Here is a 21,920-nt window from a genome sequence, read left to right as displayed (position 1 = left end):
TCCCCGCTAAACACTCATTCCTGCGACGTGAAGCGTTCTCAGGATGACCATGAATTGTTCGAGAGTTCTGTCGATGACCAATCCTGCCCTGATTGATGAACTGAAGACCCTGGTCGAGCCTGGCAAGGTCCTGACCGACGCCGACTCCCTGAATGCGTACGGCAAGGATTGGACCAAACACTTCGCCCCGGCGCCAAGCGCCATTGTGTTTCCCAAGACCATTGAGCAGGTGCAGGCGGTGGTCCGTTGGGCCAACTCGCACAAGGTCGCACTGGTGCCATCGGGCGGGCGCACCGGGCTTTCCGCCGCTGCCGTGGCGGCGAATGGCGAAGTGGTCGTGTCGTTCGACTACATGAATCAGATTCTCGACGTGAACCTCACCGACCGCACCGCCGTTTGTCAGCCGGGCGTGGTCACCGAGCATTTGCAGAACGTCGCCGAAGAGAAAGGCTTGTACTACCCGGTCGATTTCGCTTCGGCAGGTTCCAGCCAGATTGGCGGCAATATCGGCACCAATGCCGGCGGGATCAAGGTGATTCGCTACGGCATGACCCGCAACTGGGTCGCCGGCATGAAGGTGGTCACCGGCAAGGGTGATGTGCTGGAACTGAACAAAGACCTGATCAAGAACGCCACCGGCTACGACTTGCGTCAGCTGTTTATCGGTGCTGAAGGCACCCTCGGTTTTGTCGTCGAAGCGACCATGCGCCTCGATCGTGCGCCGAAAAACCTCACCGCGATGGTCCTCGGCACCGCTGATTTCGACTCGATCATGCCGGTGCTGCACGCCTTCCAGGGCAAGCTTGACCTGACCGCGTTCGAATTCTTCTCCGACAAGGCTCTGGCCAAAGTCATGGGCCGTGGTGACGTGCCGGCACCTTTCGAAACCGATTGCCCGTTCTACGCACTGCTGGAATTCGAAGCGACCACCGAAGAAGTGGCCAACAGTGCACTGGAAACCTTCGAGCATTGCGTCGAGCAGGGCTGGGTGCTGGACGGCGTGATGAGCCAGAGCGAAACGCAGTTGCAGAACTTGTGGAAACTGCGCGAATACATCTCCGAAACCATCTCGCACTGGACGCCGTACAAGAACGACATCTCGGTCACCGTGTCGAAAGTGCCGGCATTTCTCAAGGAAATCGACGCGATCGTCGGCGAACACTATCCGGACTTCGAAATCGTCTGGTTCGGCCACATCGGCGACGGCAACCTGCACTTGAACATTCTCAAGCCGGATAACGTGAGCAAGGACGAGTTCTTCGCCAAGTGCGCGACCGTCAACAAGTGGGTGTTCGAAACCGTCGAGAAGTACAACGGTTCGATTTCCGCTGAACATGGCGTGGGCATGACCAAGCGCGATTACTTGACCTACAGCCGTTCCCCGGTCGAGATCGAGTACATGAAAGCGGTAAAAGCGGTGTTCGACCCGAACGGCATCATGAACCCGGGCAAGATTTTTGCGGTTTGATCGGCAATCTTTGATGAATCAATGAAGGCAGGAGTCGGTAAATGAGCTATCAGCACCAGTACGTCGACGGCACGCGCATCCACTTCCCGATCGGGAAAGTCGTGTGCATTGGCCGTAATTACGCCGAACACGCCAAGGAACTGGACAACCCGGTGCCTACCGAGCCGTTACTGTTCATCAAACCGGGCAGTTGCGTGGTCGAGCTGGAAGGCGGTTTCGCCATTCCGACCGAGCGCGGTTCGGTGCACTACGAAGCGGAAATCGCCGTGTTGATCGGCAAGCCGTTGTCGACCAAACCGAGCCGTGAAGAAGTGCTCGACGCCATTTCCGGTTTCGCCCCGGCGCTGGATCTGACCCTGCGCGACAAGCAGGCCGAGCTGAAAGCCAAGGGCCTGCCGTGGGAAATCGCCAAGTCGTTCGACGGCGCGGCGGTGCTTGCACCGTTCGTGGTCGGCAGCACATTTGCTGACCTGACTGACATCGGCATTCGTCTGACCATCAACGGCGAAGTCCGCCAGGACGGCAACAGCAGTGCGATGCTCAATCCGATCGTGCCGATGATCCAGCACATGGCCGGCTGCTTCTCGCTGCAGGCCGGTGATGTGATCCTCACCGGTACGCCGGTGGGTGTTGGCCCGCTGAACGTGGGCGACGACATCGTCCTCGAGCTGGTCGGCGCGAGCAGCTTCACCAGCAGCGTGCGCTGATTTAACGCGGTCCCCTTGCAGGAGTGAGCCTGCTCGCGATAGCGGTCTGTCAGTCAACGATTGTTTCGACTGACCTGACGCCATCGCGAGCAGGCTCACTCCTACAGGGTTTTGTGATCTCTCCCACAATGGCGCAGGGCAATCCCGCCATTTGCCGTTTTTTTCACATCCTGTACGGATAATTCCTCTCATTCTGGCGTCTGAGCCGGCCTCTTTGTGCTATTACCCATAGCCTGAATTTTCGGAACGCGTCCATCGATGTCATCTCAAACTCAGCTCAAACCCACCCGCCGCTCACGTTTCTCCCTGCGCTGGTATGTCTGGCTCTTGCTGGTGGTTGCCGCCGCTTATGCCTTGGCGTTTGCCATGCATTGGGATGATCGCGGGGTGCTCTGGCTGCAGGAAAGCTTCGAAAGCCAGGCCGAGCAGAAGGAAAGCATCTGGCTGCCGGACTATCGAGTGGTGATAGATGCCAAGCCGCTCAAGGGGATGGAGAAGGACGAGGCTTCGGATCTGGCATACAACCCGCAGACCAAAACGCTGTTCTCGGTGATGGGCAAGAACCCGTTTCTCGCCGAGCTGACCTTGCAAGGTGATGTGCTGCGCAAGATGCCGCTGGTGGGCTGGAGCAATCCGGAAGGCCTGACGATGATGGAAAACGGCCTGATGGCCATCGTCGACGAGCGCCAGCACATGCTGTCGATCGTCAAAGTCGACGGCGACACCCGCGAATTGAACATCGCCGACTTCCCGAAATACGACCTCGGCCCGTCGAAAGACCAGAACAAAGCCTTCGAAGCCATTACCTGGGATGCGCATAACAAACAAATACTGTTGGGCGAGGAGCGCCCGCCAGCGCTGTTCACCTGGAAAAGCGATGGCAGCCAGACCCTCAAGGGCGACAAGCAGAAACTCGTCAGTGATGAACTGGATATTCGCAACCTCTCGGCCTTGGCGATTGACCCGCGCACCCAGCACACCCTGGTGCTGTCTGCCGATTCACACCTGCTGCTGGAGCTGGACGAGAAGGGCGAACAGGTCAGCTTCATGACGCTGCTTGGCGGCTTCAATGGCCTGAAGAACACTATCCCCCGCGCCGAAGGCGTGACCATGGACGAGGCGGGTACGCTTTACATGGTCAGCGAGCCGAACCTGTTCTATCGCTTCGAAAAACAGAAATAGCAGCCTTTACCGATTCCAATGTAGGAGCTGCCGAAGGTTCGGGCCGCGTTCGGACGATCTTTTGACTGTGGGACGCAGAGCGTCCCCGGCTGCGTTCCCACGCAGAGCGTGGGAACGATCAGATCGCAGCCTGCGGCAGCTCCTACAGGGGTTAGCTTGTGGTTTGAGGCAAGTGGCCATTAAGCTTCAGTTCAGACGGGCGTGATATTTCATCCGCCTGTTTTGATCCCGAGCTCATCCGAATGCGTCGACTTGCCCGCCCCAAGCCTCTGATTATTTTCCTGTCGGTGATTGCCCTGATCGCGTTGATTGCGATCGGCCAATACATGCGCCTGTTCGAGCGCGCCTGGTTTAACTTGCACACACTGTGGCAACCGCAGAGTAGCGAGTCGATTGGGCTGGATCAGTATCGCGTGGAGATTGAGGCGCGGGTGATTGAAGGGCTGGACGACGATGTCTCGGCGCTGACCTTCGATCCGGTGCGCAAAAGCCTGTTCACCGTGACCAACAAGAATTCCGAACTGGTCGAACTGTCGCTCGAAGGCCAGATCCTGCGGCGTATCGCACTGATTGGTTTTGGCGACCCGGAAGCCGTCGAGTACATCAGCGCCGACACCTATGTGATCACCGACGAGCGCCAGCAGCGGCTGATCAAGATTCACCTGGAGGCAGACACCACATTCCTCGACGCGGCGGACGCCGAGCAGATGACCCTCGGCGTGCATATGGCCAGCAACAAAGGTTTTGAAGGCCTGGCGTATGACTCGGTAGGCAAGCGCTTATTTGTCGCGAAAGAGCGTAACCCGATGCTGATCTACGAAGTGCACGGTTTTCCGCACTTCAATCCGGAGAAGTCCTACGCGGTGCATGTGATCAACGATCCCAAGCGTGACGCCGGGATGTTTGTGCGCGATCTGTCGAGTTTGCAGTACGACGAGCGCAGCGGGCATTTGCTGGCACTGTCGGATGAGTCGCGGCTGATTCTGGAGCTGGATGTCGGCGGGCGGCCGTTGAGCACGATGTCCATCAGTGGCGGGCGGCAGGGTTTGAAGAAAACCGTACCGCAGGCGGAAGGCATTGCGATGGATGATGACGGGACGTTGTATCTGGTGAGTGAGCCGAATCTGTTTTACGTCTTCAAAAAACCAACACCGAACTAACCAACACCACAGAACCATTGTAGGAGTGAGCCTGCTCGCGATAGCGGTGTGTCAGTCGACATTTATCTCAACTGACACACCGCTATCGCGAGCAGGCTCACTCCTACAGGTTTATCCGTCTGCCCACAGATGTGTGGATGACTGGATTTACTCAGCCTTGAGGGTTTTCACGCCTTCGCTAGTACCCAGCAACAGCAGATCCGCCGGACGCGCCGCGAACAGGCCGTTGGTGACCACGCCGACAATCGCATTGATCTGCGCTTCCAGCTCCACCGGGTTGGTGATCTGCAGGTTGAACACATCCAGAATGATGTTGCCGTTGTCGGTCAAAACGCCTTCGCGGTACACCGGGTCGCCGCCCAGTTTCACCAATTGGCGGGCGACGTGGCTGCGGGCCATCGGGATCACTTCGACTGGCAGCGGGAATTCGCCCAGCACCGGCACCAGTTTGCTGGCGTCGGCGATGCAGATGAAGGTCTTGGCCACGGCCGCGACGATCTTCTCGCGGGTCAGGGCCGCGCCGCCGCCCTTGATCAGGTTCAGGTGGGCGTCGCTTTCATCGGCGCCATCGACGTAGAACTCCAGGTCGCTGACGGTGTTCAGCTCATACACTGGAATCCCGTGGCCCTTCAGACGCGCGGCAGTGGCTTCGGAACTGGCAACCGCGCCATCGAACGCGCCCTTGTGCTGGGCCAGAGCGTCGATGAAGCAGTTGGCGGTGGAGCCGGTGCCGACCCCGACGATGCTCTTGTCGTCGAGTTTCGGAAGGATGAAGTCGACGGCGGCCTGAGCCACTGCCTGTTTGAGTTGATCCTGGGTCATGCGGGCTCCGGAAGCGGGCAAGGAGAGAACGGAAAGGCCGGCATTATAGCCGCAAGCGTGGCTAAAACCTCTGGATTCGTGTGGTCGTGCGGGCAAAAGCCGGGTTAGACTCCTCGGTCCCGCTCAACCGCTCAGTGATGCTTTCCGATGCTCGAACAGTACGTCAAAAAGATCCTCACCTCGCGCGTTTATGACGTTGCCGTAGAAACCCCGCTGCAAAACGCTCGCCAGCTCTCCGAGCGGCTGGGCAACGACATTTGGCTCAAGCGTGAAGACTTGCAGCCGGTGTTCTCGTTCAAGATTCGCGGCGCCTACAACAAACTGACGCAACTGAGCGATGAAGAGCGCGCGCGTGGCGTGGTCACCGCGTCGGCGGGCAATCATGCGCAGGGTCTGGCCCTGGCGGCGAAAGTGCTGGGCGTCAAGGCCACCATCGTCATGCCCAAGACCACCCCCGAGATCAAAGTCGAAGGCGTGCGCTCGCGCGGCGGCAAAGTCGTGCTGCACGGCGATTCGTTTCCGGAAGCGCTGGCCTACTCGCTGAAACTGGTCGACGAAAAAGGCTACGTCTACATCCACCCGTATGACGATCCGCACACCATTGCCGGGCAGGGCACCGTGGCGATGGAAATTCTGCGCCAGCACCCGCAGCCGCTGGACGCGATTTTCGTTCCGGTCGGTGGCGGTGGTTTGATCGCCGGTATCGCCGCGTACGTGAAATACCTGCGCCCGGACATCAAAGTCATCGGCGTCGAGCCGGACGACTCCAACTGCCTACAAGCGGCGATGGCTGCCGGCGAGCGCGTGGTGCTGCCGACCGTGGGCATCTTTGCCGACGGCGTGGCCGTGGCGCAGATCGGTCAGCACACCTTCGACATCTGCAAAGACTATGTCGATGAAGTGATTACTGTCAGCACCGACGAGATCTGTGCAGCAATTAAAGATATCTACGACGATACCCGCTCGATCACCGAACCTGCCGGCGCGTTGGGCGTGGCCGGGATCAAGAAGTACGTCGAGCAACGCGGTGTCAGCGGCCAGACCTTCGTCGCCATCGACTCCGGTGCCAATGTCAACTTCGACCGCCTGCGTCACGTTGCCGAGCGCGCCGAACTGGGCGAGGGCCGTGAAGCGATCATCGCCGTGACCATCCCCGAGAAGGCCGGCAGCTTCAAGGCGTTCTGCGAAGCCATCGGCAAGCGCCAGATCACCGAATTCAACTACCGCTACAACACCGGCAGCGAAGCGCACATCTTCGTTGGTGTGCAGACTCACCCGGAAAACGACCCGCGCAGCGCATTGCTGGCGAGCTTGGCCGAGCAGGGTTTCCCGGTGCTCGACCTGACTGACAACGAACTGGCCAAGCTGCACATCCGCCACATGGTCGGCGGTCACGCGGCGCATGTGATTGATGAAGTGGTGTTCCGCTTCGAGTTCCCGGAGCGTCCGGGTGCGCTGTTCAACTTCCTTAATAAACTCGGTGGGCGCTGGAACATTTCGATGTTCCATTACCGCAACCACGGCGCTGCCGATGGCCGGGTGGTCGCGGGCCTGCAAGTGCCGCACGACGAGCGTCATCTGGTGCCGGCGGCGCTTGAGGAAATCGGCTACCCGTACTGGGATGAAAGCGACAACCCGGCCTATCAGCTGTTTCTTGGCTGAGCGGCTACGCTGATGGGCATGGCCCAAGGAAGAGAAATTCATGGAAACCCTGACCACCCTGAAAGTCCTTCATGTCGCGGCGACCGTGGTGATCCTCGCCAGCGGGTTGGGGCTCGCTGCTCTTTCCTGGCGTAATCGCAGCGAAGGGCCGGCCAGCACGATGCAGCGGCCCTGGCTGTTTATCTGGTGTTTGATGCTGATCGGTATGCTGAGCATGCCTTTCACCGGCTGGTGGTTGGTACATCTGATCGGCTGGCCACTGGGGCAGTTCTGGATTCTGGGGTCCAGCGTGATCTATGCCGTGGCCACGTTCAGTGCAGTGTGGCTGTTGGTGCGGCTTAATCGGCTGTGGACTAGCGGGGTTGGTAACTGGAAATTCACGTTGGCGCTGGCGATTGTCAGCGGCGTTGGGTTTCTCGCCATTGCGGGGTTGATGGGGGCCAAGCCTGTTTAAGGCTATATACCGAGTCGAGCCAATCGCTGGCAAGCCAGCTCCCACAGGGATCTTCAGTGAACACGGATATTGTGGACAGCCGAAAAACCTGTGGGAGCTGGCTTGCCAGCGATGGCGTAATTAGCCGCGCAGACTAATCACCGGCCAGCCACGCTTCTCTGCTTCGGCGCGCAGATTCGGATCCGGATCGACAGCAACCGGATTCGCCACCTGCTCCAGCAACGGCAAATCATTCATCGAATCGCTATAGAAATAGCTGTCATCCAGAGAATATCCGGTCTCTTCCAGCCAACGATTCAGCCGCGTCACCTTGCCTTCGCGAAAGCACGGAATGTCGATGCTGCGCCCGCTATAACGGCCATCAACCATTTCACACTCGGTTGCGATCAGGGTTTCAACGCCCAGGCGCACTGCAATCGGCGCGGTGACGAAGCGGTTGGTCGCGGTGATGATCACCAGTTTGTCGCCAGCATCGCGGTGCTTTTTCAGCAGTTCCAGCGCCTTGGGCAAGATGATCGGTTCGATGCAGTCGCGCATGTAATCGTTGTGCCATTGATCGAGCACGGCCATTTCGGTGCGGCCGAGGATCTCCAGGCAGAAGTTCAGGTACGCGGCGTTATCCAGTTTGCCGGCCAGGTAATCCTGATAGAACTCGTCGTTGCGAGCCTTGTACGCAATCGGGTCGAGGAAGCCGCGTTCACACAGATAGTCGCCCCAGGCGTGATCGCTGTCGCCGCCCAGAAGGGTGTTGTCCAAATCGAATAGAGCCAGGCGCATTGCAGTTACCCGCTGATAAGTCTGTAAAAAGGCGACAAGAATACGGTCTTTTCACAAGAGTGCACATAAGGTAGGAAGCCTCGTTGCCGCCTTATCAACCTTTGTGGAACAATGCGGCGACATGCGTTTGCGAGGTTGTTGCCGTGATCGACCCCGATGGTTTCCGCCCCAATGTCGGGATCATTCTGACGAATGACGCCGGCCAGGTGCTATGGGCTCGCCGTATCAATCAAGATGCCTGGCAGTTTCCGCAAGGGGGAATCAACCCTGAAGAGACGCCGGAAGACGCCTTGTACCGCGAGCTGAACGAAGAAGTTGGCCTGGAACGTGAAGATGTTGAAATACTGGCCTGTACTCGGGGCTGGTTGCGCTATCGTTTGCCGCAACGTCTGGTGCGTACGCACAGCCAACCGCTGTGCATCGGCCAGAAACAGAAATGGTTTCTCCTGCGCCTGATCTCCAACGAGCAGCGGGTGCGGATGGATTTGACCGGTAAACCGGAGTTCGATGGCTGGCGCTGGGTCAGCTATTGGTATCCGTTGGGCCAGGTGGTGACATTCAAGCGCGAGGTGTATCGCCGCGCCCTCAAAGAGCTTGCCCCGCGCCTTTTAGCGCGCGACTGACGACGGAGTTCGACCCCGAGCCATGCTCAATACGCTGCGCAAGATCGTCCAGGAAGTTAACTCCGCCAAGGATCTCAAGGCGGCGTTGGGGATTATTGTGTTGCGCGTCAAAGAGGCCATGGGCAGCCAGGTCTGCTCGGTCTACCTGCTTGATCCCGAGACCAACCGCTTCGTCCTGATGGCCACCGAGGGCTTGAACAAGCGCTCGATCGGCAAGGTCAGCATGGCACCCAACGAAGGTCTGGTCGGTCTGGTCGGCACGCGTGAAGAACCCCTGAACCTCGAAAACGCTGCGGATCACCCGCGCTACCGCTACTTCGCCGAAACCGGTGAAGAGCGTTACGCTTCGTTCCTCGGTGCACCGATCATTCACCACCGCCGCGTCGTCGGCGTGTTGGTCATCCAGCAAAAAGAACGCCGCCAGTTCGACGAAGGTGAAGAAGCCTTCCTCGTGACCATGAGCGCGCAGCTTGCCGGCGTTATCGCCCACGCCGAGGCCACCGGTTCGATCCGTGGTCTGGGCCGTCAGGGCAAAGGCATTCAGGAAGCCAAGTTCGTCGGCGTGCCGGGTTCGCCGGGTGCGGCGGTCGGTACGGCGGTGGTCATGCTGCCGCCGGCCGATCTGGACGTGGTGCCGGACAAGACCATCACCGACATCAACGCCGAGCTGGCGCTGTTCAAGACCGCCATCGAAGGCGTGCGCGCCGACATGCGCGCGTTGTCCGCCAAGCTGGCGACGCAACTGCGCCCGGAAGAGCGCGCGCTGTTCGACGTCTACCTGATGATGCTCGACGATGCCTCGCTGGGCAGCGAAATCACCACAGTGATCAAGACCGGCCAGTGGGCCCAGGGCGCGCTGCGCCAGGTGGTCACTGAGCACGTCAACCGTTTCGAACTGATGGACGACGCCTACCTGCGTGAGCGTGCCTCGGACGTCAAAGACCTCGGTCGCCGCCTGCTCGCCTATTTGCAGGAAGAGCGTCAGCAGAATCTGGTCTACCCGGAAAAAACCATTCTGGTCAGCGAAGAACTGACGCCGGCGATGCTCGGCGAGGTGCCGGAAGGCACGCTGGTCGGTCTGGTCTCGGTACTCGGTTCGGGTAACTCCCACGTGGCGATCCTGGCCCGGGCCATGGGCATTCCGACGGTGATGGGTCTGGTCGACCTGCCGTATGCCAAGGTCGACGGCATCGAAATGATCGTCGACGGCACACGCGGCGAGGTCTACACCAACCCGAGCGAAGTGCTGCGCAAGCAGTTCGCTGAAGTCGTCGAAGAAGAGAAACAACTGGCGCTGGGCCTCGACACCCTGCGTGACTTGCCATGCGTGACCCTCGACGGTCACCGCATGCCGCTGTGGGTCAACACCGGTTTGCTCGCCGATGTGGCGCGGGCGCAGAAGCGTGGCGCCGAAGGTGTCGGCCTGTACCGCACCGAAGTGCCGTTCATGATCAACCAGCGCTTCCCGAGCGAGAAGGAACAACTGGCGATCTACCGCGAGCAGCTCGCCGCGTTCCACCCGCAACCGGTGACCATGCGCAGCCTCGACATCGGCGGTGACAAGTCGCTGTCGTACTTCCCGATCAAGGAAGACAACCCGTTCCTCGGCTGGCGCGGTATTCGCGTCACCCTCGACCACCCGGAAATCTTCCTGGTGCAGACCCGCGCGATGCTCAAGGCCAGCGAAGGCCTGAACAACCTGCGGATTCTGCTGCCGATGATCTCCGGCACTCACGAACTCGAAGAAGCCCTGCACCTGATCCACCGCGCCTGGGGCGAAGTACGCGACGAAGGCACCGATGTGCCGATGCCGCCGATTGGCGTGATGATCGAGATTCCGGCAGCGGTGTACCAGACCAAGGAACTGGCGCGGATGGTCGACTTCCTGTCCGTCGGCTCCAACGACTTGACTCAGTATTTGCTGGCGGTCGACCGTAACAACCCGCGTGTGGCCGATCTTTACGATTACCTGCATCCGGCAGTACTGCAAGCCCTGCAAACCGTGGTACGCGATGCCCATGCCGAAGGCAAACCGGTGAGTATCTGCGGCGAAATGGCCGGTGATCCGGCGGCGGCGGTGCTGTTGATGGCGATGGGGTTCGACAGTTTGTCGATGAACGCCACCAACTTGCCGAAGGTGAAGTGGATGTTGCGTCAGGTCAATCTGAGCAAGGCTCAGGAGTTGTTGGCGGAGCTGATGACCATTGATAACCCGCAAGTTATCCACAGCTCGCTGCAATTGGCGCTGAAGAACCTTGGGTTGTCGAAGATGCATCCGCCGGCGGTGGTCAAAGCCCTCTGAAGATCAAAAGCCCCTCATCGGAACGCCGCCCGCCTATCCCTCTCCCGGGGGGAGAGGGGACTGATTGGGGGATGCTGCAGAGGTACGCCGACCTGAAAGTGCTGTGTTGAATCCATAATCGAATCACACGGACAAGAAGGTGCTGTGTTGAATCCATAATCGATTCACACGGACTAGAAGGTGCTGTGATGAATCCATAATCGACTCGGACTTTCAGGTCGATGTACGGCTCAAGACACCTCGGTCGGCCCCCTCTCCCTTTGGGAGAGGGCTGGGGTGAGGGTCTGCTCTTAAGCTGTTATCTCCACTTCGCCCAAATGCCCGCCATACGGCCCAAAACTCCGCTCGACTATCCGTCGCGTCCCATCCGCCTGCACGATCAACGCCGTACTCGCCCGCGTTCCATAGCTCTGGCTGGCAATAAACACACTCGACAGCAATGTTTCAGTGGCCAGACCCACCCCGGTATCCGGCAATTCCGCTTCCGGCGCGGTCTGGGCATCGCTTAGCAAATCGAGCAAGTGCTGCGGTTGCGGATCATCCAGCACCGCACTCAACCCAGCCTTGGCCTTGAGCAACTTCGGCCACGGCGTGTCCAGCCCGGCATTGGATACCCCGTAGACGCCCGATTCCAGCATCACCGGCTCCGACAGCCGCGCATTGAAATGCCACAGCTCATGACTATTGCCGAGCAGCAGATTGAACCCGGCATATTCCGCCGAATGCCCGACCACTTCGTTCAAATAATCATCAATCGACGCATCGCCAGTCAGAAACCGCGCCACCAGCTCACCCCGCGACTTGCGTGCCGTTGGCTGCTGCGGATCGCGAATATTGGTCAGCGCAGCAAAGCGTCCGTTAGCACCAATCCCCAGCCAGGTTCCGCCGGCCTCCAGATCACGTCCGGCATGCACATGCGGCGCCTCCGTCCACTGCGCCAGAGGCAGGCTCGGCCGGGCGTAGAATTCGTCGCGGTTGGCCGCGACGATCAGCGGCTGGGCATGGCCCGGGCGCCAGGCGAAAACAATCAGGCACATAAGGTGGTCCTTGTGTGTTTTTTGCTCACTCTACGCATCCCGCGTCCGTGCATCCATCGCCAGTGGAGCCAAAGGGTGTGCATCCGTTACCATGCCGCTCCGGTTTTGCGGATGCGGTCTGGGGAGACGGTCATGGAATTTCTGCTCTATCTGGCGCTGGGCGCCTGTGCGGGCGTGCTGGCCGGGCTGTTCGGGGTTGGCGGCGGGATCATCATTGTCCCGGTGCTGGTGTTCAGTTTCACCTTGCAGGGCTTTGATCAGTCGATCCTCACGCATCTGGCGGTCGGCACTTCGCTGGCGACGATCATCTTCACCTCGGTCAACGCCGTGCGTGAGCATCATCGACGAGGCGCAGTGCGCTGGCCGATCTTCATGTGGATGGCTGTCGGCATCCTGCTCGGTGCAGGCTTCGGCGCATTGACTGCAGAAGCGATCTCCGGCCCGCACCTGCAAAAGATCATCGGCGTTTTCGCCTTGATCATCTCGGTGCAACTGGCACTGGACATCAAACCCAAGGCCAGCCGAACGGTGCCGGGTAAACTCGGTCTGACCGTGGCCGGCAGTGTGATTGGCTGGGCCTCGGCGATTTTCGGCGTCGGTGGCGGCTCGCTGACCGTGCCGTTCCTGACCTGGCGCAGTGTGCCGATGCAGCAAGCGGTGGCGACCTCGTCGGCCTGCGGCCTGCCGATCGCCTTGGTCAGTGCATTAAGTTTCATGATTCTGGGGTGGCACGATCCGTTGTTGCCGGCCCATAGTCTCGGTTTTGTGTATTTGCCGGCGTTGTTGGGCATTGCCCTGACCAGCATGATCTTCGCCCGCATCGGCGCGCGTTTGGCGCATCGCTTATCGCCGCGCTTGCTGAAACGGCTGTTCGCCGCTTTGCTGTTCAGCGTGGGCGTGAGCTTCCTGCTTTAATCGCGTCGCAATCCTGGCTTAATCCTGAGGTGGCAGCGTCGCCCGGGAATTTTGGTTTCAACTCTAACGAGGAGTCGCAATGCTGCCTTACCCGCAGATCGACCCGGTGGCCCTGGCCATCGGTCCGCTGAAAATCCACTGGTACGGTCTGATGTACCTGATCGGCATCGGCGGTGCGTGGCTGCTGGCGTCGCGCCGGCTCAACCGTTTCGACCCGACCTGGACCAAGGAGAAACTCTCCGACATGGTCTTCTGGATGTCGATGGGCGTGATCGTCGGCGGGCGCCTGGGCTATGTGCTGTTCTACGATCTGAGCGCCTACCTGGCCAACCCGACACTGATTTTCGAAGTGTGGAAGGGCGGCATGTCGTTCCACGGCGGGTTCATCGGTGTGATGCTGGCTGCGTTGTGGTTCGGCAAGCGCAACGGCAAGTCGTTCTTCCAGTTGATGGACTTCGTCGCGCCAATGGTGCCGATCGGTCTGGGCGCCGGGCGCATCGGTAACTTCATCAACGCCGAGTTGTGGGGCAAGGCCACCGACGTGCCGTGGGCCATGGTCTTCCCGCCATTCAGCGATCCGGCGCAACTGCCGCGTCACCCGTCGCAGCTGTATCAGTTCGCGCTCGAAGGCGTCGCGCTGTTCCTGATTCTGTGGATTTTCTCGCGCAAACCGCGTCCGACCATGGCCGTTTCCGGCATGTTCGCGCTGTTCTACGGCATCTTCCGTTTTATCGTCGAATTCGTTCGCGTGCCGGATGCACAACTGGGCTATCTGGCCTGGAACTGGCTGACCATGGGCCAGGTGCTCTGCGTGCCGATGATCGTCGGCGGGCTGTTCCTGATCTGGCTGGCCTATCGTCGCGCGCCGGCAGCACCGCTCGCGCCGACGGCTTAAACTACGAACCCCGGCGCGCGACGCCGGGGCTCAAAGGACACAGGTAACTCATGAAGCAATATCTCGAACTGGTCTCGCACGTTATCCAGAACGGCACCAAACAGGCCAACCGCACCGGCATCAACACCATCAGTTTTCCGGGGGCGATGCTGCGCTTCGATCTGCAGGAAGGTTTTCCGGCGATCACCACGCGCAAGATGGCCTTCAAATCGGCCATCGGCGAGATGTGCGGTTTTCTCCGTGGCGTCAACAACGCCGCCGAATTCCGGGCGCTGGGCTGCAAGGTCTGGGACCAGAACGCCAACGAAAACGCGCAGTGGCTGGCCAACCCGTTCCGTCAGGGTGACGACGACCTCGGCGAAATCTACGGCGTGCAATGGCGCAAATGGCCGGCGTACAAGCAGATCCCGCTGAGCAACACCGCCGCCATCGAACAAACCCTGGCCAACGGCTACAAGCAGATCGCTCAGGGCGAAGAAGACGGCCAAGCCTACGTGGTGTTGTACAAAGCCATCGACCAGGTGCGCCAGTGCGTCGACACGATCATCAAGGATCCAGGCAGCCGCCGCATCCTGTTCCACGGCTGGAACGTCGCTCAGCTGGATGAAATGGCCCTGCCGCCGTGCCATCTGCTGTACCAGTTCCACCCGAATGTCGAGACCAAAGAGATTTCTCTGACCCTCTACATCCGCTCCAACGATCTGGGCCTGGGCACACCGTTCAATCTCACCGAAGGCGCCGCGCTGCTGAGCCTGATCGGTCGCCTGACCGGTTACACGCCGCGCTGGTTCACCTATTTCATCGGTGATGCACACGTCTACGAGAACCATCTGGACATGCTCAACGAACAGCTCAAGCGCGAGCCATTCGCCATGCCGAAACTGAAAATCTCCGACCGCGTGCCGGAGTTTGCCAAGACTGGCGTGTATCAGCCGGAATGGTTGGAGCTGGTCGAGCCGAGCGATTTCTCGCTGGAAGGCTATGAGCATCACGCGCCAATGACCGCGCCAATGGCGGTCTAGTCAGCAGGATCGTTCCCACGCTCTGCGTGGGAATGAATCCCGTGACGCTCCGCGTCACTTAGGACGCGGAGCGTCCATGGCGGCATTCCCACGCGGAGCATGGGAACGAGCGCCAACGTCAATGGCCGTGGCTGCGGCCTACGTGGGAGTGTTCCACTTCCGTCGCGACAACCCCGCCACTCACTTCCAGCCGCTGCAAAATCCCGCATTGATCGGCCATCGGCCCTTCGCCACAGCGTTGGCGCAGGTCGAGCAACTGTGTCTGCAACGCCAGCAACCCATCAATCCGCGCCTTCACATGCTGGATATGCTCGTCGATCAACGCATTGACGCTCTCACACTGATCCTGCGGGCTGTCGCGCAAGGCGAGCAGGCTGCGGATTTCTTCGAGGGTCATGTCGAGGGTGCGGCAGTTGCGGATGAACGTCAGGCGTTCGGCGTGGGCCTGGGTGTAGACGCGGTAGTTGCCGTCGCTGCGCGCCGGTTCCGGCAGGAGGTTTTCGCGCTCGTAGTAGCGGATGGTTTCCACGGCGCAGTCGGTGAGTTTGGCCAGTTCTCCGATCTTCATGACGACAATCTCCAAAAGGGTGCTTGACCCTATAGTGGCTACAGGGTCTTTACTTGGCAACAGGCACCTTCATGGACGCGACCAATGAGCGATTCCCAGCACACCCACAAACCCGGCGACGGCCACGACCACAGTCATAAATTGCAGCCTGTGCATCAGCATTCACATGGCGGCGATGCCTGCTGTGGGTCGAAAGTCGCAGCACCGGCACCGGTTCATGCGCACGAAGATTCCTGCTGCTCGTCGACAGCTGCCGCGCCTGCGTTGGTGCAACTGAGCGAGAAAACCAGCGCCGACGCGCGGCTGAGCAGTTTCCGTATCGAGGCGATGGACTGCCCGACCGAGCAGACACTGATTCAGAATAAACTCGGCAAACTCGCCGGCGTGCAGCAGCTCGAATTCAATCTGATCAACCGCGTACTCGGCGTGACCCATAACCTGCCGGGCACCGAGCCCATCACCGAAGCGATCAAATCCCTCGGCATGCACGCCGAACCGCTGGAGGCGGGCGTCGAAGCGCCAGCCCCGGCACCGGTGAAAAAACACTGGTGGCCGCTGGCGCTGTCCGGTGTCGGTGCGCTGGCCGCTGAAGTCATCCACTTCACCAGCGCCGCACCGACCTGGGTGGTGGCGATCATCGCGCTGGTGTCGATCCTCAGCGGTGGTCTGAGCACTTATAAAAAGGGCTGGATCGCCCTGAAGAACCGCAACCTCAACATCAACGCGCTGATGAGCATTGCTGTGACCGGTGCCATCCTCATCGGCCAGTGGCCGGAAGCGGCGATGGTGATGTTCCTGTTCACCGTCGCCGAGCTGATCGAAGCGCGCTCGCTGGACCGTGCGCGCAACGCGATCAGTGGTCTGATGCAGATGACGCCGGAGCAAGCCACGGTGTTGCAGGCTGACGGCAGCTGGATTGAGCAGGATGTGAAAAGCGTCGAACTCGGCGCCCGCGTACGGGTAAAGCCCGGCGAGCGCATTGCGCTGGACGGTGAAGTGGTCAGCGGCAGTTCGACCATCGACCAGGCGCCGATCACCGGTGAGAGCCTGCCGGTCGAGAAAACCGTCGGCGACAAAGTTTTCGCCGGCACCATCAACCAGGCCGGTTCGCTGGAATACACGGTGACCGCAGCGGCGAACAACTCGACCCTGGCGCGCATCATCCACGCCGTCGAACAGGCCCAAGGTGCGCGCGCCCCGACCCAGCGCTTCGTCGATCAGTTCTCGAAAATCTACACGCCCGTGGTGTTCGTGTTTGCCTTGGCCGTGGCGATCATTCCGCCGCTGTTCATGGGCGCGGTGTGGTTCGACTGGATCTACCGCGCGCTGGTGTTGCTGGTGGTCGCCTGCCCATGCGCTCTGGTGATTTCCACCCCGGTGACCATCGTCAGCGGCCTCGCGGCAGCGGCGCGCAAAGGCATTCTGGTCAAGGGCGGCGTGTACCTGGAGGGCGGTTTCAAGCTCGATTATCTGGCGCTGGATAAAACCGGCACGATCACCCATGGCAAACCGGTGCAAACCGATTACCTGTCCCTTGATCCGACCGCCGATGCCACCGCACCTTCAATCGCCGCGGCGTTGGCCGGCCGTTCCGATCACCCGGTGTCGCTGGCCATCGCCAACGCTGCTGTGGATAAAAACTTCGCAGCGCTGATTGTGGATAACTTCGAAGCGCTTGGCGGGCGTGGCGTCAAAGGCGACATTAACGGTCAGACCTATCATTTGGGCAACCATCGTCTGGTCGAAGAGTTGGGCCTGTGCTCGCCAGCGCTGGAAGAGAAACTCTTCGCACTGGAGAAACAAGGCAAATCGGTGGTGCTGCTGCTCGACAATTCCGGCCCGCTGGCACTGTTCGCGGTGGCGGATACCGTCAAGGAAACCAGTCGCGAAGCAATCCGTCAGCTCCACGAACTCGGGGTGAAAACCCTGATGCTCACCGGCGACAACGTTCACACCGCCCAAGCGATTGCCGCGCAGGTTGGCATCGACGAGGCCCGTGGCGACTTGCTGCCGACCGACAAACTGCAAGCCATCGAGGAGCTTTACGGTAAAGGTCATCGGGTCGGCATGGTCGGCGACGGCATCAACGATGCCCCGGCACTGGCCCGCGCCGAGATCGGTTTCGCCATGGCCGCTGCCGGCACCGACACCGCGATTGAAACCGCCGATGTCGCCCTGATGGACGACGATCTGCGCAAGATCCCGGCGTTCATCAGCCTGTCGCGCAACACCGCGAGCATCCTGAAACAGAACATCGCCCTGGCGCTAGTGATCAAGGCTGTCTTTCTTGCGGTAACCTTCGCTGGGCTCGCCACCATGTGGATGGCGGTGTTCGCTGACATGGGCGTGAGCCTGTTGGTGGTGTTCAACGGTTTGCGCCTGCTGCGCAAATAAACGATGAGGGATGGTTGTGCTGAGTGCCGAGCTGAAAGCGTTTTACATGGTCGCCCGCCTGGGCAGCATTACGCTGGCGGCGAAAAAACTCGGCCTCAGCCAACCGACCGTGACCACGCAGATCCGCAATCTGGAAAGTCAGTATTCGGTGGAGCTGTTCTACCGTGGTGGTCGGCGGTTAAGCGTCAGTGATGAAGGCGCGCGGCTGCTGCCGATGGTCAAGACGCTGTTGCAGCAGGAAGCCGACATCGAGTTTTTCCTGCGCAACAGCGGTCAGGTGCAGGGCACGTTACGGATTGCCGCTACGGCGCCGTATTACATCCTCGATCTGGTGAAAACCTTCCGCGAGCGCTTGCCGCAAGTGGAAGTATCGGTGGAAATCGGTAATTCGCAGCAGGTGCTCGAAGCGCTGGAGGATTACCGGGTGGACATCGCTGCGTCGTCGCAATTGCTCGATGACGCGCGGTTGATTCGGCGGGTGCTTGGCACTGATCCGCTGGTACTGGCGGTGCATCGCAATCATCCGCTGGCGGCGCAGGAGCATGTGGCGTTGAGCGCACTGGCCGGGCATACCTTGTTGATGCGTGAGTCGGGTTCGACGACGCGGCGGCTGACGGAAGAGTTGCTGGCGAGTGCCGGGGTGAGCTTCGGGCCGTTACTGGAGATCGGCAGCCGTGAGTCGATTCGTGAGGCGGTGTTGCGCAATATCGGCATCAGCATTATTGCCCGGCAGGAAGTGCCGCATGATCCGCAGTTGCGCGTGCTGACGATCGAGAATGCGCCGCAGATTCCTGAGTATCTGTATTGCCTGAAGGAGCGCAAGGGCGCGCGGTTGCCGGCGGCGTTCCTCGGCTTGGCCCAGGAAATGTCCCCCGCGTAATGATCGTTCCCACGCTCCGCGTGGGAATGCAGCCCGGGACGCTCTGCGTCCCAACAGCCGAACGCGGAGCGTCCGATGAGGCATTCCCACGCAGAGCGTGGGAACGATCTCTGGTGAACCAAAATCCCCGAATACCACTATCGGCCGTTTTTGCCTCACTGCCACATGACGGACGCATTACAACTCTAGGATTGGCCCCATCTGCTTGATGAGGTCTGTCCATGAATCCTGCCATCGCAACTGCCCTGACCAACCCCGGCGCACCCATGAAAGTGCGCGGCGTGCAGAAACGCTTCGGCGCGTTCACCGCACTGGATAACGTCTCCCTCGACGTCGCCGCCGGTGAACTGGTGTGCCTGCTCGGCCCGTCGGGCTGCGGCAAAACCACCTTGCTGCGCTGCATCGCCGGTCTGGAGAAGCAGGACAGCGGCGAGCTGTACCTCGGTGACCGCGACGTCTCGCATCTCGCCCCACAAGCCCGCGACTACGGGATTCTGTTCCAGTCTTACGCGCTGTTCCCCAATCTGACGGTCGAAGCGAACATTGCCTACGGCCTCGCCGGCAGCGGTCGCGATGAAGTGCGCCGCCGCGTCGGGCAGATGCTGGAACTGGTCGGCCTCACCGGCAGCGAGAAAAAGTACCCCGGCCAGTTGTCCGGCGGCCAGCAACAGCGCGTTGCTCTAGCTCGGGCCTTGGCGCCGGCACCGTCGCTGCTGTTGCTCGACGAACCGATGTCGGCCCTCGACGCCCGCGTCCGCGAGCATCTGTGTACTGAACTGCGCCAACTGCAGCGCAACCTCGGCATCACCACACTGATGGTCACGCACAATCAGGACGAAGCCATGCTGATGGCCGACCGTATCGCCGTGATGAACAACGGCCGCGTCGAGCAGTACGCCACCCCGCAGGAAATCTACAACCGCCCGGCCACGCCGTTCGTGGCCGAGTTTGTCGGCCAAGGCAACTGGTTGCCGTTCCAACGCAGCAGCGACACTCACGCGCAGGTCGGCGGGATGAATCTGCGCCTCAGCGACGGCAGCATTCAGCGCGCCTCGGGCCGTTTGTTTTGCCGCCCGGAAGCGATCAACGTCAATCCACCGGTGCACGAAGAAAACCTGTTCCCGGCCAAAGTCCGCGAGATCACCTTTCTCGGCAATCGCTGCCGCATGAGCTTCGAACTCGATCAGTTGCCCGGCCACGCCTTGCTCGCCGAACTCGCCCCGGAAGCCATGCCGCGCCTCGGCGCCCAGCAAATCATGGTCGCCTTGCCGCCGCGCAGCCTGCAGGTGTTTGCCTGATGAACAGCAACCTCGCGCTGCCGCTACCGCACAAGCAGATGCGCCAGACTTCGAAAGCCGAGATCGGCGATCGCATTTTTGTCGTCGGCGGCAAAGTGCTCTTGCTGCTGTTACTCGGCGTCGCGGTATTGCTGCCGTTGCTGGCGATCTTCTGGCGTGGCTTCAGCAGTGAGGCCGGGCAGGGCGGTGGCTGGGTCGCGGCGAAGGAGTTGGTGACCAGCGAGAATTTCCACTGGCTGCTCGGCAACAGCCTGAAAGTGTCCCTCAGCGTCGCGGCCATCGTTGTACCGCTGGCTTACCTGTTTGCCTACGCCTTGCAACGCACGATGATTCCGGCCAAGGGCATCTGGCGCGGGATTTCCCTGCTGCCGCTGATGGCGCCGTCGATGTTGCCGGGCATTGCGCTGGTCTATCTGTTCGGCAACCAGGGCATGTTGCGCGGGCTGCTCTCGGACAACATCTACGGGTTCTGGGGGATTGTGCTGGGTGAGGTGATTTACACCTTTCCCCATGCGTTGATGATTTTGCTCTCGGCGTTGTCGCTGGCCGATGCGCGACTGTTCGATGCGGCGTCGAGCATGGGCGCCAGTCCGGCCAAGGCGTTTCGCAGCATCACCTGGCCAGCGACGCGTCAGGCTGTGTTTGCCGCGTTCTGTCTGGTGTTTACCCTGACCATCACCGATTTCGGTGTGCCGGTGGTGGTCGGTGGCGACTATCAAGTGCTGGCGCTGGAGGCCTACAAAGCCGTGGTCGGCCAACAACAATTCGGTCGCGGCGCGTTGATCGGCATGGTGCTGTTGCTGCCGGCGCTGTTCAGCTTCGGTGTCGATGCCTGGTTGCGTCGGCGTCACGGCGATTCCATGAGCGGTCGCGCTCAGGTGTTCAAACCGGCGCCGTCGAAGTTGCGCGATGGCTGCTATCTGGCGATTGTCTTGCTGATCAGCGCCGCGTTGATTCTGGTGTTCGGCATGGCGGTGTTCTCCTCCTTGGTAAAGTTCTGGCCGTACAACCTTTCGCTGTCGCTCAATCATTACCAGTTCAACGAAACCGCTGGCGGTGGCTGGCTGGCCTACAGCAACAGTTTGAAAATGGCGTTGGGCACGGCACTGATCGGCAGCGTGCTGATCTTTACCGGCGCTTACCTGATGGAGAAAACCCGCAGCCAACGCGGCCTCAACCTGGCGTTGCGCATGCTCAGTTTTGTGCCGATGGCGGTGCCGGGGCTGGTGCTCGGCTTGGGTTACGTCTTCTTCTTCAACCTCACTGGCAACCCGCTGCACGTGCTGTACGGGACGATGACGCTGCTGATCGTCTGCACCATTGCGCACTACCTGACCACTGCACAAATGACTGCAACCACCGCGTTGCGCCAACTCGACGCCGAGTTCGAAGCGGCTGCACTGTCGCTGAAGGCGCCGCTGTATCGGCATTACCTGCGTGTCACCGTGCCGATCTGCCTGCCGGCGCTGCTCGACATTGTGCGCTACCTGTTCGTCTCGGCGATGACCACCGTTTCCGCGGCGATCTTCCTCTACAGCCCCGACACCATCCTCGCGGCGGTGGCGGTGCTGAACATGGATGACGCCGGCAACGTCGGCGGCGCGGCGGCGATGTCGACCCTGATTCTGTTCACCTCGGCGGGTGTGTCCTTGCTGCTGGCGTGGGCTTCGCGCGGCTTGCTGCGCCGTTCTCAAGCCTGGCGGCAAACCGCGCCCGGTCACTGATTCCAACCCCGTTCAACTCATTACAGGAAA

The 21,920-nt window shown here is 60.5% G+C and carries 19 protein-coding genes; 15 read left to right on the top strand and 4 right to left on the bottom strand.

Going from position 1 to position 21,920, the window contains the following annotated elements:
- Window positions 1-73: 73 nt before the first annotated feature.
- The 4 genes from ACZZ0A_RS23995 to ACZZ0A_RS23980 all read left to right on the top strand — a co-directional run bounded on the left by ACZZ0A_RS23995 (window position 74) and on the right by ACZZ0A_RS23980 (window position 4,517).
- Entirely contained in the window at window positions 74-1,468 is a 1,395-nt protein-coding gene (locus ACZZ0A_RS23995) for an FAD-binding oxidoreductase (protein WP_223027651.1), read from the top strand.
- Window positions 1,469-1,509: 41 nt separating this feature from the next.
- Window positions 1,510-2,175 (top strand): fumarylacetoacetate hydrolase family protein, encoded by a 666-nt coding sequence (locus ACZZ0A_RS23990; protein ID WP_007913879.1) that lies wholly within the window; start codon window positions 1,510-1,512, stop codon window positions 2,173-2,175.
- A 258-nt stretch (window positions 2,176-2,433) separates the two neighbouring features.
- A complete protein-coding gene (locus ACZZ0A_RS23985; protein ID WP_463543820.1) occupies window positions 2,434-3,357 on the top strand; it encodes an SdiA-regulated domain-containing protein in 924 nt (307 codons plus the stop codon).
- Window positions 3,358-3,599: 242 nt separating this feature from the next.
- Window positions 3,600-4,517, top strand: coding sequence for an SdiA-regulated domain-containing protein (locus ACZZ0A_RS23980; RefSeq protein ID WP_463543819.1), 918 nt, complete (start codon window positions 3,600-3,602; stop codon window positions 4,515-4,517).
- Window positions 4,518-4,664: 147 nt separating this feature from the next.
- Here ACZZ0A_RS23980 and rpiA read toward each other — a convergent pair whose 3' ends face one another.
- The gene (gene rpiA, locus ACZZ0A_RS23975) at window positions 4,665-5,339 is read right to left on the bottom strand and encodes a ribose-5-phosphate isomerase RpiA (protein ID WP_007913886.1); all 675 of its coding nucleotides are present in this window, start codon (window positions 5,337-5,339) and stop codon (window positions 4,665-4,667) included.
- Window positions 5,340-5,486: 147 nt separating this feature from the next.
- Between rpiA and ilvA the strand changes: the two genes are divergently transcribed.
- Together ilvA and ACZZ0A_RS23965 are read left to right on the top strand one after the other, a co-directional pair.
- Complete coding sequence (gene ilvA / locus ACZZ0A_RS23970; protein WP_123376155.1) at window positions 5,487-7,001, top strand: threonine ammonia-lyase, biosynthetic; 1,515 nt, start codon at window positions 5,487-5,489, stop codon at window positions 6,999-7,001.
- Between the two features lie 40 nt (window positions 7,002-7,041).
- Window positions 7,042-7,455: a DUF2269 family protein gene (locus ACZZ0A_RS23965; protein ID WP_123376156.1), complete on the top strand. Its 414-nt coding sequence runs from the start codon at window positions 7,042-7,044 to the stop codon at window positions 7,453-7,455.
- A gap of 120 nt (window positions 7,456-7,575) precedes the next feature.
- On the opposite strand, the gene ACZZ0A_RS23960 is transcribed toward ACZZ0A_RS23965, so the two are convergent.
- Window positions 7,576-8,232 (bottom strand): histidinol-phosphatase, encoded by a 657-nt coding sequence (locus ACZZ0A_RS23960; protein ID WP_095112821.1) that lies wholly within the window; start codon window positions 8,230-8,232, stop codon window positions 7,576-7,578.
- 143 nt (window positions 8,233-8,375) lie between these two features.
- Here ACZZ0A_RS23960 and ACZZ0A_RS23955 point away from each other — a divergent pair, with 143 nt between their 5' ends.
- Complete coding sequence (locus ACZZ0A_RS23955) at window positions 8,376-8,855, top strand: RNA pyrophosphohydrolase (protein WP_003229203.1); 480 nt, start codon at window positions 8,376-8,378, stop codon at window positions 8,853-8,855.
- Window positions 8,856-8,877: 22 nt separating this feature from the next.
- On the top strand, window positions 8,878-11,157 hold the full coding sequence (gene ptsP, locus ACZZ0A_RS23950; protein ID WP_007913900.1) for a phosphoenolpyruvate--protein phosphotransferase: 2,280 nt from the start codon (window positions 8,878-8,880) through the stop codon (window positions 11,155-11,157).
- Window positions 11,158-11,447: 290 nt separating this feature from the next.
- On the opposite strand, the gene ACZZ0A_RS23945 is transcribed toward ptsP, so the two are convergent.
- Window positions 11,448-12,194: an NRDE family protein gene (locus ACZZ0A_RS23945; RefSeq protein ID WP_463543818.1), complete on the bottom strand. Its 747-nt coding sequence runs from the start codon at window positions 12,192-12,194 to the stop codon at window positions 11,448-11,450.
- Between the two features lie 132 nt (window positions 12,195-12,326).
- On the opposite strand from ACZZ0A_RS23945, the gene ACZZ0A_RS23940 reads away from it, so the two are divergent.
- The 3 genes from ACZZ0A_RS23940 to ACZZ0A_RS23930 all read left to right on the top strand — a co-directional run bounded on the left by ACZZ0A_RS23940 (window position 12,327) and on the right by ACZZ0A_RS23930 (window position 15,026).
- Entirely contained in the window at window positions 12,327-13,109 is a 783-nt protein-coding gene (locus tag ACZZ0A_RS23940) for a sulfite exporter TauE/SafE family protein (protein ID WP_007913005.1), read from the top strand.
- A gap of 79 nt (window positions 13,110-13,188) precedes the next feature.
- Window positions 13,189-14,004, top strand: coding sequence for a prolipoprotein diacylglyceryl transferase (lgt, locus tag ACZZ0A_RS23935; RefSeq protein ID WP_007913003.1), 816 nt, complete (start codon window positions 13,189-13,191; stop codon window positions 14,002-14,004).
- A 50-nt stretch (window positions 14,005-14,054) separates the two neighbouring features.
- Window positions 14,055-15,026: a thymidylate synthase gene (locus ACZZ0A_RS23930; RefSeq protein WP_039757506.1), complete on the top strand. Its 972-nt coding sequence runs from the start codon at window positions 14,055-14,057 to the stop codon at window positions 15,024-15,026.
- A gap of 118 nt (window positions 15,027-15,144) precedes the next feature.
- Here the strand turns inward: ACZZ0A_RS23930 and cadR are convergent, their stop codons facing one another.
- Window positions 15,145-15,594, bottom strand: a complete 450-nt coding sequence (gene cadR / locus ACZZ0A_RS23925) for a Cd(II)/Pb(II)-responsive transcriptional regulator (RefSeq protein ID WP_007912999.1) — start codon at window positions 15,592-15,594, stop codon at window positions 15,145-15,147.
- Between the two features lie 84 nt (window positions 15,595-15,678).
- On the opposite strand from cadR, the gene ACZZ0A_RS23920 reads away from it, so the two are divergent.
- The 4 genes from ACZZ0A_RS23920 to ACZZ0A_RS23905 all read left to right on the top strand — a co-directional run bounded on the left by ACZZ0A_RS23920 (window position 15,679) and on the right by ACZZ0A_RS23905 (window position 21,890).
- Window positions 15,679-17,988, top strand: coding sequence for a heavy metal translocating P-type ATPase (locus ACZZ0A_RS23920; protein ID WP_463543817.1), 2,310 nt, complete (start codon window positions 15,679-15,681; stop codon window positions 17,986-17,988).
- 16 nt (window positions 17,989-18,004) lie between these two features.
- Complete coding sequence (locus ACZZ0A_RS23915; protein WP_064116303.1) at window positions 18,005-18,868, top strand: LysR family transcriptional regulator; 864 nt, start codon at window positions 18,005-18,007, stop codon at window positions 18,866-18,868.
- A 221-nt stretch (window positions 18,869-19,089) separates the two neighbouring features.
- Complete coding sequence (locus tag ACZZ0A_RS23910) at window positions 19,090-20,166, top strand: putative 2-aminoethylphosphonate ABC transporter ATP-binding protein (RefSeq protein WP_007912992.1); 1,077 nt, start codon at window positions 19,090-19,092, stop codon at window positions 20,164-20,166.
- Window positions 20,166-21,890 carry a putative 2-aminoethylphosphonate ABC transporter permease subunit gene (locus tag ACZZ0A_RS23905; protein WP_463543816.1) on the top strand — a complete coding sequence of 575 codons (1,725 nt, stop codon included), beginning with the start codon at window positions 20,166-20,168 and terminating at the stop codon, window positions 21,888-21,890. The genes ACZZ0A_RS23910 and ACZZ0A_RS23905 overlap by 1 nt, the downstream gene beginning before the upstream one ends.
- The last annotated feature ends 30 nt before the right edge of the window (window positions 21,891-21,920 follow it).

This window comes from Pseudomonas sp. AC242 (genome assembly GCF_979258655.1).
This window is presented reverse-complemented; position numbering and strand designations above follow the sequence as displayed.

Excerpts from the sequence above, each read along its gene's own strand:
- ACZZ0A_RS23985 (WP_463543820.1), top strand. The coding sequence starts at position 2,434 with ATGTCATCTCAAACTCAGCTCAAACCCACCCGCCGCTCACGTTTCTCC.
- ACZZ0A_RS23990 (WP_007913879.1), top strand. The coding sequence starts at position 1,510 with ATGAGCTATCAGCACCAGTACGTCGACGGCACGCGCATCCACTTCCCG.
- ACZZ0A_RS23965 (WP_123376156.1), top strand. The coding sequence starts at position 7,042 with ATGGAAACCCTGACCACCCTGAAAGTCCTTCATGTCGCGGCGACCGTG.
- ACZZ0A_RS23945 (WP_463543818.1), bottom strand. The coding sequence starts at position 12,194 with ATGTGCCTGATTGTTTTCGCCTGGCGCCCGGGCCATGCCCAGCCGCTG.
- ACZZ0A_RS23905 (WP_463543816.1), top strand. The coding sequence starts at position 20,166 with ATGAACAGCAACCTCGCGCTGCCGCTACCGCACAAGCAGATGCGCCAG.
- ACZZ0A_RS23980 (WP_463543819.1), top strand. The coding sequence starts at position 3,600 with ATGCGTCGACTTGCCCGCCCCAAGCCTCTGATTATTTTCCTGTCGGTG.
- ACZZ0A_RS23960 (WP_095112821.1), bottom strand. The coding sequence starts at position 8,232 with ATGCGCCTGGCTCTATTCGATTTGGACAACACCCTTCTGGGCGGCGAC.
- ACZZ0A_RS23930 (WP_039757506.1), top strand. The coding sequence starts at position 14,055 with ATGAAGCAATATCTCGAACTGGTCTCGCACGTTATCCAGAACGGCACC.
- ilvA (WP_123376155.1), top strand. The coding sequence starts at position 5,487 with ATGCTCGAACAGTACGTCAAAAAGATCCTCACCTCGCGCGTTTATGAC.
- cadR (WP_007912999.1), bottom strand. The coding sequence starts at position 15,594 with ATGAAGATCGGAGAACTGGCCAAACTCACCGACTGCGCCGTGGAAACC.
- ACZZ0A_RS23940 (WP_007913005.1), top strand. The coding sequence starts at position 12,327 with ATGGAATTTCTGCTCTATCTGGCGCTGGGCGCCTGTGCGGGCGTGCTG.
- ACZZ0A_RS23920 (WP_463543817.1), top strand. The coding sequence starts at position 15,679 with ATGAGCGATTCCCAGCACACCCACAAACCCGGCGACGGCCACGACCAC.
- rpiA (WP_007913886.1), bottom strand. The coding sequence starts at position 5,339 with ATGACCCAGGATCAACTCAAACAGGCAGTGGCTCAGGCCGCCGTCGAC.
- lgt (WP_007913003.1), top strand. The coding sequence starts at position 13,189 with ATGCTGCCTTACCCGCAGATCGACCCGGTGGCCCTGGCCATCGGTCCG.
- ACZZ0A_RS23995 (WP_223027651.1), top strand. The coding sequence starts at position 74 with ATGACCAATCCTGCCCTGATTGATGAACTGAAGACCCTGGTCGAGCCT.
- ACZZ0A_RS23910 (WP_007912992.1), top strand. The coding sequence starts at position 19,090 with ATGAATCCTGCCATCGCAACTGCCCTGACCAACCCCGGCGCACCCATG.
- ptsP (WP_007913900.1), top strand. The coding sequence starts at position 8,878 with ATGCTCAATACGCTGCGCAAGATCGTCCAGGAAGTTAACTCCGCCAAG.